At 24.7% G+C, this 15,598-nt stretch carries 14 protein-coding genes; 3 read left to right on the top strand and 11 right to left on the bottom strand.

The features are described from left to right. Positions 1-149: 149 nt before the first annotated feature. The 7 genes from QZ146_RS03850 to QZ146_RS03820 form a co-directional block, all read right to left on the bottom strand. Positions 150-806 carry a hypothetical protein gene (locus QZ146_RS03850; RefSeq protein WP_295722340.1) on the bottom strand — a complete coding sequence of 219 codons (657 nt, stop codon included), beginning with the start codon at positions 804-806 and terminating at the stop codon, positions 150-152. 93 nt (positions 807-899) lie between these two features. Further along, a complete protein-coding gene (locus QZ146_RS03845) occupies positions 900-2,042 on the bottom strand; it encodes a hypothetical protein (RefSeq protein ID WP_295722339.1) in 1,143 nt (380 codons plus the stop codon). 164 nt (positions 2,043-2,206) lie between these two features. After that, on the bottom strand, positions 2,207-2,998 hold the full coding sequence (locus QZ146_RS03840; RefSeq protein ID WP_295722338.1) for a hypothetical protein: 792 nt from the start codon (positions 2,996-2,998) through the stop codon (positions 2,207-2,209). Between the two features lie 439 nt (positions 2,999-3,437). Beyond that, on the bottom strand, positions 3,438-4,625 hold the full coding sequence (locus tag QZ146_RS03835; RefSeq protein WP_295722337.1) for a glycosyltransferase: 1,188 nt from the start codon (positions 4,623-4,625) through the stop codon (positions 3,438-3,440). Between the two features lie 58 nt (positions 4,626-4,683). After that, on the bottom strand, positions 4,684-6,387 hold the full coding sequence (locus QZ146_RS03830) for a glycosyltransferase family 39 protein (protein ID WP_295722336.1): 1,704 nt from the start codon (positions 6,385-6,387) through the stop codon (positions 4,684-4,686). Positions 6,388-6,573: 186 nt separating this feature from the next. Further along, positions 6,574-8,343 (bottom strand): glycosyltransferase family 39 protein, encoded by a 1,770-nt coding sequence (locus QZ146_RS03825; protein ID WP_295722335.1) that lies wholly within the window; start codon positions 8,341-8,343, stop codon positions 6,574-6,576. Positions 8,344-8,481: 138 nt separating this feature from the next. Then, positions 8,482-9,339 (bottom strand): UbiA family prenyltransferase, encoded by an 858-nt coding sequence (locus tag QZ146_RS03820; RefSeq protein ID WP_295722334.1) that lies wholly within the window; start codon positions 9,337-9,339, stop codon positions 8,482-8,484. Positions 9,340-9,781: 442 nt separating this feature from the next. Here QZ146_RS03820 and QZ146_RS03815 point away from each other — a divergent pair, with 442 nt between their 5' ends. Beyond that, the gene (locus tag QZ146_RS03815) at positions 9,782-9,937 is read left to right on the top strand and encodes a hypothetical protein (protein WP_295722333.1); all 156 of its coding nucleotides are present in this window, start codon (positions 9,782-9,784) and stop codon (positions 9,935-9,937) included. Between the two features lie 31 nt (positions 9,938-9,968). Here the strand turns inward: QZ146_RS03815 and QZ146_RS03810 are convergent, their stop codons facing one another. The 3 genes from QZ146_RS03810 to QZ146_RS08840 form a co-directional block, all read right to left on the bottom strand. Continuing rightward, a complete protein-coding gene (locus tag QZ146_RS03810; RefSeq protein ID WP_295722332.1) occupies positions 9,969-10,106 on the bottom strand; it encodes a hypothetical protein in 138 nt (45 codons plus the stop codon). A gap of 194 nt (positions 10,107-10,300) precedes the next feature. After that, complete coding sequence (locus tag QZ146_RS03805) at positions 10,301-10,576, bottom strand: hypothetical protein (protein ID WP_295722331.1); 276 nt, start codon at positions 10,574-10,576, stop codon at positions 10,301-10,303. A gap of 7 nt (positions 10,577-10,583) precedes the next feature. Then, positions 10,584-10,724, bottom strand: coding sequence for a DUF3800 domain-containing protein (locus tag QZ146_RS08840; RefSeq protein WP_365316521.1), 141 nt, complete (start codon positions 10,722-10,724; stop codon positions 10,584-10,586). Between the two features lie 381 nt (positions 10,725-11,105). Between QZ146_RS08840 and QZ146_RS03800 the strand changes: the two genes are divergently transcribed. Further along, positions 11,106-12,731 (top strand): glycosyltransferase family 39 protein, encoded by a 1,626-nt coding sequence (locus QZ146_RS03800; RefSeq protein WP_295722330.1) that lies wholly within the window; start codon positions 11,106-11,108, stop codon positions 12,729-12,731. A gap of 59 nt (positions 12,732-12,790) precedes the next feature. Here the strand turns inward: QZ146_RS03800 and QZ146_RS03795 are convergent, their stop codons facing one another. Continuing rightward, positions 12,791-14,113, bottom strand: a complete 1,323-nt coding sequence (locus QZ146_RS03795) for a glycosyltransferase (protein WP_295722329.1) — start codon at positions 14,111-14,113, stop codon at positions 12,791-12,793. A gap of 304 nt (positions 14,114-14,417) precedes the next feature. Between QZ146_RS03795 and QZ146_RS03790 the strand changes: the two genes are divergently transcribed. Beyond that, positions 14,418-15,521 (top strand): inositol-3-phosphate synthase, encoded by a 1,104-nt coding sequence (locus QZ146_RS03790; protein ID WP_295722327.1) that lies wholly within the window; start codon positions 14,418-14,420, stop codon positions 15,519-15,521. The last annotated feature ends 77 nt before the right edge of the window (positions 15,522-15,598 follow it).

Genomic DNA, 15,598 nt, shown 5'->3' with positions numbered 1-15,598 from the left:
TAAATTGTATTTTTACAAACAATTATAAATGAATATGATAAATATAAAAAATAAGAGTTTTCAGCCCGAATTTTATTCAGAAGATTTCAGGCCCCTAAATACTTAATTAGTCATTAGTTCTTTTTTTTACTAATTTTATTATAAAGCTATTATTTCTTTAATAGATTAGGTCCGTTGTATTCATTTTCTTCAGTGTATATTCTAATTAATCTATCAAGTGTAGGGTCATATAATAACTGATAACCTATTGCTCCTCCTTCATCCATACTTATATTATTTAGACTAGTATCACTATCTGCACTATTATTGTTAATTATATACCAGATAGTATGAGGTGTGTAAATAAATAGTTTACCTTTTCCAATTGCCCTGTTATCTCTAAAACTATTGTCAGGATCATATATTTTGACTCCATGAACAACTAGTCTTGAAAAATCTTGTTTAGGTTGTTTACCTCCTTTTGTATAGAGAAGCACAATCCAGTCTAATACTTGGTCTTTAATCTGTTGTTTTTTGTGAGGGTCTTTAAATTTTTCACATATTCTTTCTCTACGGGATTTTACTGTGTCTGTAATGTGTAAAATTTCTTCAACTTTACTTACATCTTTTTCTAAACACATCCAACCTTTAGGATTTCCTGTAATTTTCATATGATCTACAAAATCAATATATCTGTAATATCTCATATATGGTTTGATTTTTTCAAAATCTTCTTTAGGAATTTCTTGGTTTAGACCATATAAATATCCAAAACCAATAGAATCATAAAGTTTTACTTCTAACTTTAAAGTTTTATCTTCTTTCATTATTATTGACCTTTAAATTTTATTAATATCTTTATATTTTATTGAGACCTTTATATTTTATTAAAGGCCTTTAAACTTATATAATATTCTTATCTAATTAGAACATCTAGTTGAGTATTGAGTTAAAAGTATAGCACATTTATGAACCGTATTTAAACTAACTCTTTGTTTAGAGTAAATGATTTTATTTAATAATTCATCAATAAAATAATCTTCATCTCTTAAAGGATTATTTAATACTGCAACTTCCTGATTTACAAAGCCTACATAAGGTTGAACAGGACATTCTAAATCATTTTCTTTTAAAAAATCTTCTAACTCATAAGATAATTTAAGAACTTTTTGTTTAATTCGGTTATTATGTTCAAATTTAAATTTATGTTCGGGATTTATAAATTTAGCAGTAATAGGATTATCATCTGGGATTAATCTTTCCTTACTTTCATCACCGAGGAGGGAAATTAATTCTTGGGTTTCATTTTCTTGTTTGATTCTGTTTTTATCTTCTTTTGCATCAAATTTTTGTGACAATATTGTGTAAATTCCCGTTGGTCCAATAACTACATGGTTAATTCCTTCATTTGATTCTGGAACTCTTACATAATATAGAACATAAAAGTTTTCTGGAAGTGTAAGTAATTTAGAACGTATAATTCGCCCACGTTTTTCTTTTTCATCAAAATTTTTATTTTTATAAATACCTATTGCAAGAACTACTGTTCCAATAAGTACAAAAACTAAACTATATATTCTATTTGAATAAACGGTATCAAATAAACCAAGTATCATTACAAGGCTACCGCTTCCAATATAAAGATAGACAAATGGTTCATTACTTTCATTTGGATTGGGTACAAGATTTTGTTTTTTAATATTGTCTAAATCTTCTAAGGTAGTGTTAGGATTTAAAATTTCACTTGAATATATTAATGCTTCTTCTTTTTCAGGATTGTAAATATAAGGTACAGTGTCTTTGTTAGGATTATAGGTATATGTATCATTTATTTCCTTTTCATAATCTTTTAGTTTACTTTCATAATCTTTCTTTTGAGTAGTATTGTCAATAGAATGATCAGTATTTATTTGATTAGTGGTATTAGAAGCACTTGATTGAGAATTTTTTATTTCATCAAAACGAGAATTATTTTTTGAAAAAACTCCTTTTAATCTATTTATAGTTGATTTAGATTTTCTATTTTTATTATCTAAATCTGATTTAAGTTTTTTCAGCTCCAAATATTTTTTTCTATTTTCGTCTAATGAATTATTATCTATTGCATCATTATTAGAATTGTTAAAATAAGTAGGTATCTGGTTTTTATTATTTAAATTTGGCTTATAATTATATTTACTTGAAGAATTTTTTCCATATTGGGTTTTGTATCTTAAATTATCATTTTCTAAATTTTGAGTTTTTTTTTTAAATTTTTTTCATATTTATTATATCTATGGTCCATATTTTCAGCAAATGAAAGGAGAATATATTTTTTAAGTTCATTATAGTCTAAATTATCTGGAACTTTAAATTCGCTTTGATATTCGACATTACCAATTAAATCTTCATCTGTATTTGGATAAATATTATTATTCTCATTATTTTCAAAATCATTTTCTTCAATGATTTTTTTCTTATCATTTATAGCTTTACTAGGTCCAATATAGTCTTTAATCTCATTATTTGGATTATTATTTGTGGTATTAATATTTTCTCCAGTATAATTAGGGTCATCTGTATAGACTACTTCAATGTCTTCTTGTTTATCTTCATGTTCGACATAGATATAACCGTCATCTAGAGGGGGATTGGAATATGCAGTATCATCTTGTTTTGCATTTTTTACAAATTCTTCTTCAAAAGTTTTTTGATTCTGATGAATTCCTTCTATATCTTCGTTTAAATCTTCCTCTAAAAACTTTAATTGTCCTCCACAACTAGAACATTCATAATCTAGAATATTGTCAGTTTTATCTAATCTGAATCTAAGTCCACAACTTTTACATTGAACCATATTGTAGCTTTTAGTAAGTATGTCTGTATTGAATCTTTGTGTTCCTCCATTTGAAGGTAAGGTAGAATAATTTTTATCATATTCTAAATCCCCTGCACAAACAGTACACTCATAGGTATTAATATCCTCATCATCTTCTATTTGGAAATTAGCTCCACAATGTTTACAGACTACAATTTTCATTATTTTGCCACATTTTATTATTTATTTAAATTAAACTATTTTAACATAATAGTTTAAGTTAATTTGATGATTTAATTTTTATGATAATTCTTATTTTTTTTAAATCAGTATAATTATTTATTTCCTTTTTATTAATGTTTATTTATTATTATTTTTCTTTTTTATAAATTATTCGATTTTTATATTATTTTTTAGATTTTATTATATAATAATATTTTAAACTTTCTACTAATTTTATTATAAATCAGTATTAAATTTTTAAAATCATATTTTTTTCATATTTTTTTTTTAAACTAAAGAGAAATTTTAAAATTTAATTTCTTATTTTTATCCATTACTTATTTTAGTTAGTTAGTTTTTATTTATTACTTTTTTTAAATTACTTAGTTTATTTATTATTTCTTTTAACTAGTTATATTTTATTTATTACTTTTTTTAATTAATTATTTTCATCTATTACTTTATTATAAATTTTCATAATTTTATTTAATACTTTATCCCAGTTATATTCATTTTCAACAAGTTTTCGCCCATTTTTACCATATTTTTCCATAAGTTTATCATCAAATATGAGTTTTTCAATGGTACAGGCTAAATCGTCACTATTGTATTTGCAAGTTTCACCACAAACTCCACTAACCCAACTTGATATGTGATTACATTCTGTTAAAAGTAGAGCTTTAGATGTGGCCATAGCTTCAAGTCCACTTGTTGTGAAGGATTCATATTGTGAGGGCATTATAAAAACATTACAATCTTTTAAGGCTTTTATTTTATCTTCTTTATATAATGGTCCTGTAAGTATAATTTTATCTTCAAGATCATATTCTTTAATTAATCTTTTTATTTCATCTTCAAAACCATTATCAGGACCTATAATTGCAAGTTTAACATTTGAATTTGGGTTATTATCATTAAATTTATTAAAACCTTTTATTAGTAAATCCAGACCTTTTATTTTATTTAGTCTTCCAATAAAAATAATTAATTTTTCATCTGATGAAATATTAAATTTTTTCCTAAATTCTCCATAGTCTGGTAGATTTCCATATTCTTCAATATCGATTCCAAGAGGAACAATTTCAACTTTACTAGGGTCAACACCCATTTTTAAATATTGTTCTTTTTCAATTTCTGTTAGTGCAAATACTCTTTTTCCATCATATAATATATTAAATCCCCATAGTTTATCAAAAATATTTTTAAGCCCTTCTTTTTGAAAAAAAGGTAGTACAGACCCATGAGCTTGTAAAATATATGGGATATTGTATTTCATCGCATATTTGTGAGTAAGTATTGCAAGGGAATGTCTATGTTCATGAATATGGATTATATCAAAGTCTTTAATATGTTTTTTTAGATGGGTTTTCAAATTTCTAGGAGTGTCAATTGTAAATTTATTTTTAAAAGTATTTGAGATGTTTTTAAAATAATAAACCTTTATTCCATCTACATCAATATTGTAATTATTTTCAAATTCTAAACGCTTAATACAGGAGTCAGTAGTGTATACTACTACCTCATGACCTAATTCCTTTTGCTTTTTAGCTATTTGGTATGATGCATTTACTACTCCTCCTGCTGCAAGACATGGAACAAATGATGGAACAACATGCAATATTTTCATAAATATCCTCTTTAATTTATAAAATTATAATATCTTAATATTATAAGACCTTCTAAATCTAATTATAGATTTCATTATTTCTTTTATAAACTGTTACATTTCCAAATTCTTTTACTGGTGAGTAATGAGTTAAATTAACTGGATTTAGTGCTATAAAATAATCTGCATTATTATCTAAAAGTTTTTCATCAAGATGTTTTTCCTGATTAATACTTTTTACATGTTTAATCTCTCTTTTTAAATAAAATGTATAAGCAGGACCTCTATCAGACATAATAATGCCATCTTTATCTTTTATCCATTTTGCAGCAAGTTTTTCGTCAATAGAATTTTTATCATCTTTTAAACTGTCCATATATTGGACGGATGAAAGTAACATTAATAATATTATAAATATTGGAATCAATTGTTTTAAATTAATTTTTTTAATTTTAATATCTCTCATTTTTATAACTAATGTTTCAATAGATAATGTTATTAAAAATACAAAACCTGGTGTCATTGATACAAAATACCTTTTGAGTTTTATTAGATGTGCGGAAAAAAATACTAAATAAGATAAGAAAAATCCGATCATAATAATATTAAGAAGTAAATAAGGATATCTTGTTTTACTTATATCATCAGCATTATCATATTCTAAATAGATTTTTGTATAAGAGTATGCACATAAATAAAGACCTATAAATAAAAGTAACTCTGAAATTATAAATGAAAATAAACTAGCAGTAAAAAATGATATTAAAATCAAAATAAGGGATATGGCAAAAAGCAAATACATTAATTTTGATGAAACATCCCATTTATAAATTTTCATTTTTGAATTTTTATTTTTAGAAAATGTATCTTTAAAATTCTTTATAACAAAATAAATACATACAATTAATCCAATTATAAATATTGCTAATATAATTTTTCCATAATGATATGTAATAATCTGTGGAATAATTTTAATATAAAAAAATAAATCATTTCCCATTAATTTACCGCCACTAGTGGCTGTAAGAGATGATTTAGATGATATTTCTTGTGCTTGGTTTATAAATCCTAAAGGAATTTTATTTATAAAAAAATATCCTAAAAAGGGGATTAATGTTATAATTCCAGCTATAGCTCCTTTAATAAGCCCTTTGGAGTATTTTTTAACATTATAAAAAAATCTCGTTTTAGCCATAAAATATAACAGCATTAATGGGAAAATAAGTCCTGCTGGATATTTTGTAAAAAAACTTATTATGGCTAAGGGAATTGCAATACAAAAATAGTTCTGATTTTTTTCCATTGCTAGAATAAAGAAATATATTGCCCAAATCATGAGTGCAGTAAAAGCAATATCTAATGTTCCATTTCCTATCCATTTCATATTTATAAGGAATGCACCATAAACTATTGCCCCAAAAATAGAATAGTAATTTTTAAATCTTAATTTTAAAAGATAATACATTCCAAGTATTCCAATTATGTGAAAGAGTCCAGTGGTGAAAAAAATACTAAATTCTGATATAAAACCTAGTCTAAACAGAATTGATGTTAAAAAAGGTATAAAAGGAGGTAAATAGTTTACAAACTGATACCCTCCAATTTGTATACCTGCTAATCTTAATGATTCAATTAAATAACAATATACATCAATATAATGAGTTCCTATTCCACGTTGATGTATAATATTTTGATAAATCATTGCAATTGTTATTATGAGTGAAAATAATAAGACTATTATTAATGATATTCTATTTTCCATTTTTTTACTTATATCTAACAATCAAATCCCCTTTTTTTTTAATTTAATACTTTTATAAGTATATTATAAATTTAAGTTCTATTTAATATATTAATTTTGCTACTTTTAATTTAATAATAAAGAAAAATAGAATTTTTGTGATGGGATAAATAGAGAAATATCTAATCACAAAAATTTTTAAAAAGGCCATAAATATTTTCTTATAATTCATACTCTTTTATAAACTACAAATCCGTTTTTTTCCTTTACAATAGTATAATAACTTGGGTCGATATTAGGATTCTTTGCATCACTAATATAATAACTTGCATTATTTTGAACTAGAGTTGATGTAAGGTTATCTGATAGGCCAAAGGTCTGATTTACATCCATTCTTAGATTAAATGATATTTCTATCCAATTAGTTGCATATATTACTTTGTTTTTATAATCCGGGTCTGTCTGTATGATCCAATCTGTAACTTCTTTTTGATCTTCATATGCAGTTAGCATATTATCTGGTTGTAAGTTATCAAAAGTATGAGGACTATTTGTCATATAACAGAATGTTGTAATTGATAATGTTGAAATAATTAAAATCAGAGGAACTAAAACCTTTATGGTGTTAAGGGTCTTAGGACTAATTTTAAATTTATTCTCCTTTTTATTTTTGGCTTTAGGAACAAATTCTTTAAGTTTTCCATAAATAAGGTATAAAGAGAATATGATGAAATATGTAATCATTGGTGTAAAGCAGATTCCATATCTATCTGTTTTAATTATGTGGAATGTGTAAAAAGTAAGATTGACAGCTAACCAATATAGGAACATAAAATCTATTGCTAAATATTTTAAATCAGATTTTCTAATGATTCTAAATAAAAATAAAATTGAAATACTTATAAGTCCCATTGATAGATAAAGTGAAACATGTGTAAAACTTATAAAGTAAGCTATTAAAGGTACAATAAATAAAATAACTTTTCCATAAAAGTATTTGTTTTTATTTTTTAGGATTTTCTCTAAATTTTGTTTTTCACATAATCTCCAAATAAATATTATAATTCCGATTAATATTGTTAGTAAATATATGTAGGATAGGAAGCTAGGATCATTTCCAAGCCATGCCATTTTATCAAATATAAATCTTCCAGGTTTTAGAGAATAGGGGACCCATTTATATGTTCCCATATATATTGGAAGATTGTTTAAATAATACATTAGATTATTTGTAGTTGCAGCTACAGTTGAAGCTCCAGGATTTGAAGTAGCAGAAATAGATGAAGATTGACTTAAGAAGAATAATGGAATATTATATATTTTATAAAATATCATAAAAAGTCCGAAACAAAGACCACCAGATAAAAATCCCTTAATAAGTTTGCCTAAATGTCTATTTATGTAGTTTAAAGGATTACCTGTAAATAATATTAACATTAACATTGCTGGGAGAGTAAGAATTACGGTAAATCTTGTAAAAAATCCTATAATTAGTACTGGAAATGCAATATAATAGTATTTAGGGTTTTTATATAATCCAAGTGCCATAAAGTATAATGCTAATATTGACATTGCAAGGCCTGGAATATCAAGCATTCCTTTTGTTGCCCAAACAAGATTAATAGGCATAGATATTAAAATAATTGCACCTGTAAAACTTAAAAGTTCCTTATATTTTAAACGTAAAAGTCCATACATTCCAATTGCAGTTAAAATATAGTAAAAACTACATACATACAATATTACTTTATAAGAAACATATCCTAATGAGAAAAATATTGAAGTAATTAAGGGTATTACTGGAGGTAGTCCATGGTTTCTACTACTGCCTCCTAGACCTGCATAATTAAGACTGTTATTTAAGTAAATATAAACATCATGAATGTAGTATGATCCCATTTTACTGTCAATCTTTAAAAAGAAATATAAAATTACTGAGCTAATTATAATTAAAAGCCCAATAAACATAATATCTTTTTTATATTTTTCAAAATCCATTTAATAATCCTCTTAGTTTATTTGTCTAATTAAATTACTTTAATAGTTGTTTACTAAATTTTTATTATAAATCATTTATAAACTGTATAATAAAGTTTAGTAATTAAATATAATATTTAAATTTATACAATAATTTGATTAAATTAATGATCCAAGTGCAAAAGCAATAAATGCAATTATCATTCCTATTTTGAGAAATTTAGAAATTTTAGTACAATTTTCTCTTCTTTGGTCTTTTAAAATACTATATGCGCTGTAAAAGAAGAGTATCATAGCAATTGCAACGATTATCAGGTAGCTTAAACTAAAAATATGATAACTATATAATAAAGGACATAAAATTGTATCTATTATGATAAGTGATGCAGTAAGATATGCTGATACTTTTTTATCATAAACTATTGGAAATGTTTTTGCACCTTCTTTTTTATCTCCTTCAATATCTTCAATATCTTTAACTATTTCTCTTGCAGTGGTCATAAGCATTGCAAAAAATGCAAGTATTAATGATATTTTAATAATCTGGATGTTTCCATTTTTACATCCAATAATTACTCCTCCGAATAAAAAACATAATCCTGTCAGTAGTCCAACAGATATATTTCCAATAAGTACTGTGGATTTAAGATCTCTTGCATAAAAGTATTCAAGTATACATGCTCCTATAACAATCAAAACAGGGCCAAAATGATTAACTATTAAACTAATTATTCCACCTACAATAACTGCTACAGCCATTAGTCCAAGTGAATATATTTTTCCGGTTTTAAGTTTTATTCTACCTGAGGGGATTGGTCTTGTAGGTTTATTAATACTATCTATTTTTACATCAAATACATCATTTATAGCATTTCCCCCTCCAAGGGCTAAAAATGTTGCAAGCATACCTAGTATCAATGCAATACCAAAATCATGCCCTACAAATCCCATTAAAATCACGGCAATAATGGCCATAATTGCATTTCCCGGTCTAATTATCTCTAAATAAGGATTCATTTAACCACATTAATTATTTAATAAAATTTATTTTATATTTTGTTTTGTTAATTTATGAATTAATTTTTTTAATCTTTAGAGGATCTTAAAAATTATTTTTCAATAAATCAATTTTTTAATTAAAAAACTTTTTATATTTATTATTAAATACTAATATTAATATTAATATTAATTTATTTTAATGTTATAAATTTTTAAAATATATACACTGCTATAAACTTAAAATTTTTTAGAATTTTTTTCTTATTTTCACTACTTTTTTCAACTTATTTTTCTTTAATTTAGTTAATTTTATCTATTTTTATTTTAATAATTTATTTATAAATTTTAATTTATTAATACCTTATTTTAATTATATTCAATTGTTATTTTTAAGTATTGGGTTATATAATGGAATTATTGCTTTATATAATGAAATTGTCTTCAACAGCAAAGAAAACTTATGCTAATTACCTACGAAACTTTAGATATTTACTTCCGCTATTCAAGGGATGATATACTCTTATATATTATGGAATTGTCTTTTGAATGTGGTAAAATCTATAAGAATTATTTAAGTAACTTTGAAGAGGAACAGCCATCGTTGAGAGGATTTTAACTTACAGTGGTGTTGAAATATAACAGACCATTTAGCAAATATTTATATGCAATAGCATACATAGTATAACTTGAATATTAATAGGAGGTAAAAACTTCTTTTGAAGTTCAGCTTGTATATCCTTGTCTCGACGAGGGCGAATTTGGTGGTATATGGGTTCTTCTATCATTCACAAATCACTTCTAATTTTCACATACTAATTTTACTACTCGATTTTTTATAATATCTAAAAATTCTGGATTATCATTTTAAAAATTTTAAAAATTGACCATGAAATCAAATCAACCATCTGCAAGCCTTTGTAATGTATGTAATCTGCATATTCTATCTTAATTGGCTGTTTTTTAATATTATTTAAATTATCTAAAAAGAGTTCATTGAAACTATCAATCTCTTTCTATTGTTTTTTGATTTGTCAATGAATATAAAAGTAGGTTTATCAATGTTAATTAATTTAGCTAATCTTGAAGCTAAAATATCGTAAACTTTTTTATTGTCTCCATATCCTATTTTATACTTGTTTTCTTTGTCAAAAACTATTATAAAAACTTCATAATCTATATTTTTTAATTTTTCAAGGATTTTAATTTTTAATTCATATGGGAGATTTCCGCGTTTGACTTCATTGGAAGTTAACATTTTCTTTTTATAATCTAGGAGGGTTTTTCTTGATTATTTTTTCTAGATTTTTTGAATCCTCAACTTTGATGGCGTTCATGACAAAATACTTAGAACTGCTATGTTTACTTCCTAAATCTCCACTTTCATCAATATAAATATAAGACATACCAAAAACCAGGTTACAATTAATTTTATAACTTTTAATATTCTATTTTTTATTATTAATTAATATTTTCATTAGAACTGTACTGCTAGAAACTTAAGCAAAAATTGACCATATGTTAACTTATATTTTTATTTTAGAAAGTTTTTTATATTTTTATTTGCAAATAGATTAAAACTAGGTCATTATGACGGGCTCAGTATTAGGCTCAGTAATGATTTATTCCACACTTTTTTTATACTCCTTTTTTTTCTGTAAAATTGTATATTTTTATACTACTTACTATATATTATAATTGTACAAATGGGGTGTAGTATGTGCGAATAATTTTAAATAATAATGTGGTACATTAAAATTCAGTGATTTTTCAGTTAGAGGTAAAATATGAAATTTAATCTAATAAAATATTTTAGAAGAAATGAGGATAAAATATCATTTTATTTTATTGTTTGTCTATTTGCTATATTTGCATTTCTTCTGATATTGGTTAATTCTAAAGGAAATATTTTAGGAAAATCTTTTGGGGATGTTTACTCTTATTTAATTGCTGCTTTAAGATTTTCTGGTGTTTCAATTGAGGGTTATCAACAGATTAATAATTTAGCTCCATTTATTCCTTTTTTAACTTCCTTTTTATTTAGATTAGGTTTCATTGGTTCTTCCAGTATTTTCTTTATTACTGGGGTCTTTTACTTTTTAGGTGGAGTTTTCTTTTATAAATTATTACGTCTTAGATTTAATAATCTTTATTCCATACTTGGTGCTGTTTTATATGGTAGTTGTACTGTTAATTTAATATGGCAGGCTACGGCAATAGTTGATATTCCTGCTGTTGCATTGTCTATTATAGCTATTTATTCTACTATGATGGCTGTTGATAAAAATCAGAAGTATTTCTACATTGCATTTCCAGTATTTGTTCTTGCATTTTTATCCAAATATTCTGCAGCTTTAATACTTCCTATAATGATTTTGTATTATATTTTAAGAGTATTTTCATGGAAGAAATTTAAAACTTATAAAAAAAATACATTAATTGGAGTAATACTCGGAATTATTTGCTTTATACCATATATACTGTATTTAACAATATATCATATTGATTTTAACTTGTATTATCAGTTAAATGCAATCTTTACAATACATAAATATCCTTTAGGGGCTGTCAATGATTTGGGATTTTATTTTGTTAATCTCTTTCATTGTTTAAATCATATAGAAATATTGGGGATTTTCCTGTATATCATTTTTATTTTTGGTATTGTATTAGTATTATATAGAACTAGACGTATTTTAAAAGTAACTTATAATCAGCAAAGTATTAAGTTTTTAAATAGATTTGTTCCATTATCTATTATTTATAAACTACTTTTAATTGGAATAATATTACTTTTTGGCATATTTTTAACTGCAGGAAGAATACCTATAGTAATCAGCGAAGTTTTACTCTTTTTAATCATCTATGTAATGAGCGTACTTTCAAATAAGGTTTTAGGTAAATTTAATAAAATCCCTCATAAAACAAAATACAAATTCTACAATTATGATATTATAATGTTTACATGGTCTTATTCTTATCTTATTATGTTATCAGCCCACTTTATAAAATCAACATCATATTTCTCTAGCATGGCTCCTGGTTTTATTGCTTTGGTTGTGTTTTCAATTTATCTTATTTTTAAAACAGATAAATTAAAGGATATATCTTTAGATTTAAAAGAAAATAAAAGACATGATTATAATATTAAATTTTCATCTCTTGCATCTTTGCTTTTAATATTTGTCTTTATTTTATCATCATTTTACTGTATAAGTATTGATAGGCAGGATAATGTCCAAACTGATGGTGATGGGATAGTTGATTTTATTAAAGATAATATTACTCATTATGATAATTTAAGCATTCAAGAAGAAAATGGCTCAATTGGTGATTATTCCTATTATCAAAATGGTATTAAGCTTATAATTAGTTATTTTTATGGTTTTAATCAATATTTAATTATATGTTAATTTTTACAGTTAGTAGGTTATATTAATTTTTTTACAGTTAATTAGACGATATTATTTTTTTACAATCCATCAAGTATTTTTGCAAATTTAAATGCCATATTTTCAGTGGTATAATTATTTACTTCTTCATTTCCATAATAGTTTAATTTATAATCATTTTCTATAAACTCATTATAGTATTTAAGAAGGCCTTCCATACACTCTTTAAGATTATCTGTATGAAAACCAATATTTGTTTTATCTATTATATCTTTAAGACAACCTTCCTTATATCCAATTGATATTACTGGTTTTTTAAGTGCCATATATTCAAATACTTTTCCTGGAATAAATATTCTTTCATTTGGATTGTTCCAGGATATTAAAAGAAGAATATCACTTGATTTTTCTTTTATTAAAACTTCAGTGTGGTCTATAAATCCATGTACATTAATAATATCTTTTATATTATATTTTTCTCCAATTTCCAGTATATTTCCACTATCTCCATAAAAGTTTAGTTCAATTTTATTTTTATCAATCAGATTATTATTAGACAGGTTTTCTATTGCTTCAAATAGTATTTGGGGGTCTCTTTTACCTTCATATAATTTTCCTGCATATGTGATATTTAGTTTAACTTCTGTTTTTTTTACATTTTCAATATTTTCAAATTCACTTTTTTCATAGCCATTTTCAATAGTGTATATTTTTTTATCTGGATGGATAGTTGATAATATTTCTTTTGTTAGTGGTGTAGTTACAGTTAAAGCACTTACATTTTTAAATGTTTTATGTTCAAGTTTATATTCAAAATGTCTTCTTATAAAGTTATGATTAACATAGGGGTTTTTATTCCATAGGTCTCTTAAATCTCCAATCCATGGAATATTATATTTTTCACTTAAATCTTTAGCTATACTGTGACAGCTTATAGGCCATGAAGAGGATAATATTGCTTCTATTTTTCTTTCTTTTATAATCTTTTCAGACGCTTTAAATCCAGGTTTATACCAGTATTTCATACCATCGGGATATGCAAATATTTCTCCTGCTAAATGTATACCTTTTTGAATAATAGGGTTTGGTTTTACATTTGTGGGGGTGTTAGTATTATTATTAGTATTATTAGACTTAGAACTATTATTATTTATTTTTTTAGATTTATTAAAGTTTAATAATGACTTATATTTATCTAACATATCCACATAGTCAGTTTCAATTATTTCAATGTCTTTAAGTTCAGTTTTATTAAAACTTGTATCTATATTGTCAAAATGTGGTGTTATAACTATGGGGTTCCATCCATATTTTGGTAAGTGTCTAGAAAGACTTCTAAGTCTTTTAGATGCAATTTCATTTTTTTGATTAAAATAGAAACTAACCAATAAAAGATTCTTCATCTTATTACCTTTAAATCTTTTTTAATACTCTAAAAAATTAAGTTTTCTAAATTTTATTAAATTTTTAGAAATATTTTTTAAATAATTCTCGAATAAATTATGATTATTTTATTTATTAATAATTTATTTGTTTTTTAATTAATTGTTCTTATTATTTTTTATAATGTTTTTTTTTAGATTTATATTAATTTTATTAAAATTATTTTTTTATTAATGCATAATGTTTTTAACTATAAAAAATACATATTTAAATAATGTTGTATTAATCAAATTTATTTATATATTAAAATTTATAGGTGTTATTTTGTCAAAAATTAAAATTGCAATAGTCGGTATGGGAAATTGTGCAAGTTCCCTTATTCAAGGAATTCATTATTATAAGGATAAAAATGTAGAAGATGCAATTGGTTTGATGCATTGGGATATTGCAGGATATAAACCATCTGATATCGAAGTTGTAGCTGCATTTGATGTGGACAAAAGAAAGGTGGGTCAAACAATAGATAAAGCTGTTTTTGCTAAGCCTAACTGTACAACTGTTTTTATGAAGGATATTCCTGCTAGTGATGTTAAAGTTTCAATGGGTAAAGTTTCAGATGGTGTTGCAGATCATATGAAAAACTTTGATGAAGATTTAACATTTATTGTTGCAGATAATCCTGAAGCTAAAATTGAAGATGTTGTAAACATATTAAAAGAAAGTGGGGCAGAAATGCTTTTAAATTTTCTTCCAGTTGGTTCTCAAAAGGCGGCTGAATTTTATGCTCAGGCATGTTTAGATGCAGGTATTGCATTTATTAATTGTATGCCAGTTTTCATTGTAAGTAATCCGGAATGGGAAGCTAAATTTAGAGATAAAGGCATTCCATGTATAGGTGACGATATTAAAGCACAACTCGGTGCTACAATTACTCATAGGACTCTTACTAATTTATTTAAAAATCGTGGAGTTAAATTAGATAGGACCTATCAGTTAAATACTGGTGGTAACACTGATTTTATGAACATGTTAAATAGAAGTCGTCTTGAATCTAAAAAAGAATCTAAAACTGAAGCAGTTCAATCTGTTGCTGGTGAAAGATTAGATGATAAAGATATTCATATAGGTCCAAGTGACTATGTTCCATGGCAAAAAGATAATAAATTATGTTTCCTTCGTATGGAAGGAAGGGAATTTGGTGACGTTCCAATAAATATTGAACTTAGACTTAGTGTTGAAGATTCTCCAAACTCTGCAGGTTGTGTAATTGATGCTATACGTATATGTAAATTAGCTCTTGAGCGAGGTATTTCAGGTCAGTTAACATCAATTTCTTCATATGTTATGAAACATCCTCCTGTTCAATTTACAGATGATGAAGCATATGAAAATACAAATCTTTTCATTGAAGGGAAATTAGATAGATAAATATTTATTACCTTATCATATTCTAGATATAATTAAGTGTTAAATATCAATATCTACATTTTCTCTTTTTTTTAGAT

The organism is uncultured Methanobrevibacter sp. (assembly GCF_905235195.1).
Classification (GTDB): Archaea; Methanobacteriota; Methanobacteria; order Methanobacteriales; family Methanobacteriaceae; genus Methanarmilla.
This window is presented reverse-complemented; position numbering and strand designations above follow the sequence as displayed.

Excerpts from the sequence above, each read along its gene's own strand:
- QZ146_RS03850 (WP_295722340.1), bottom strand. The coding sequence starts at position 806 with ATGAAAGAAGATAAAACTTTAAAGTTAGAAGTAAAACTTTATGATTCT.
- QZ146_RS03840 (WP_295722338.1), bottom strand. The coding sequence starts at position 2,998 with ATGAAAATTGTAGTCTGTAAACATTGTGGAGCTAATTTCCAAATAGAA.
- QZ146_RS03835 (WP_295722337.1), bottom strand. The coding sequence starts at position 4,625 with ATGAAAATATTGCATGTTGTTCCATCATTTGTTCCATGTCTTGCAGCA.
- QZ146_RS03825 (WP_295722335.1), bottom strand. The coding sequence starts at position 8,343 with ATGGATTTTGAAAAATATAAAAAAGATATTATGTTTATTGGGCTTTTA.
- QZ146_RS03820 (WP_295722334.1), bottom strand. The coding sequence starts at position 9,339 with ATGAATCCTTATTTAGAGATAATTAGACCGGGAAATGCAATTATGGCC.
- QZ146_RS03815 (WP_295722333.1), top strand. The coding sequence starts at position 9,782 with ATGCTAATTACCTACGAAACTTTAGATATTTACTTCCGCTATTCAAGG.
- QZ146_RS03810 (WP_295722332.1), bottom strand. The coding sequence starts at position 10,106 with ATGATAGAAGAACCCATATACCACCAAATTCGCCCTCGTCGAGACAAG.
- QZ146_RS03805 (WP_295722331.1), bottom strand. The coding sequence starts at position 10,576 with ATGTTAACTTCCAATGAAGTCAAACGCGGAAATCTCCCATATGAATTA.
- QZ146_RS08840 (WP_365316521.1), bottom strand. The coding sequence starts at position 10,724 with ATGTCTTATATTTATATTGATGAAAGTGGAGATTTAGGAAGTAAACAT.
- QZ146_RS03800 (WP_295722330.1), top strand. The coding sequence starts at position 11,106 with ATGAAATTTAATCTAATAAAATATTTTAGAAGAAATGAGGATAAAATA.
- QZ146_RS03795 (WP_295722329.1), bottom strand. The coding sequence starts at position 14,113 with ATGAAGAATCTTTTATTGGTTAGTTTCTATTTTAATCAAAAAAATGAA.